General features: G+C 56.9%; 1 protein-coding gene. It reads right to left on the bottom strand.

Annotation, left to right across the window (positions count from 1 at the left end; all coding sequences use genetic code 11):
* The coding region (locus tag U1T56_RS24665; protein ID WP_418162102.1) for a BrxA/BrxB family bacilliredoxin at positions 1–330 on the bottom strand (330 nt) is incomplete at its 3' end.
* Between the last annotated feature and the right edge of the window lie 178 nt (positions 331–508).

Here is a 508-nt window from a genome sequence, read left to right as displayed (position 1 = left end):
TAAGAGCGCCATCGACGGCGAGGACGGCGCATAGCCGACAAAGTACTCGCGCATTTTCGCCGTCGCCTCTTTGTCTTGGCCGGCGAATACCGTCACAAGATGATCCGGCTTTTTCTCGCTCCTAAGCACCGCCTGCGTCGCGGCCGGGCGCGCCAGTCCGGCGGCGCAGCCGCACACTGAGTTGACAAAGACAAACGTCGTTCCTTCCACTTGTTCCATAAACTGCTCGACTTCCTCACTCGTGCGCAATTCGCGGAAACCGGCGCGGACGAGCTCATCGCGCATCGGCTGCACGAGCTGACGCATATATTCTTCATATGCCATCGACATGGCCATCATCCCTCCATATGATTATCGTTGTGCTATCAGCATACTATACTTCGCACGAAAAAATCAATGAAGACGGCTGCCAGCGGCAAGTGAAAAACCGATGGCCGGGGGAAGACACCCCTCCAAATCAGCGCCGGCTGGGAAACAGCCGCAAACCCGAAAATGAAGTGGCTGCCGT

The organism is Benzoatithermus flavus (assembly GCF_037908215.1).
Lineage (GTDB): Bacteria > Pseudomonadota > Alphaproteobacteria > Geminicoccales > Geminicoccaceae > Benzoatithermus > Benzoatithermus flavus.
Note: the sequence above shows the minus strand (reverse complement) of the source record. Positions and strands in the feature narration are given on the sequence as shown.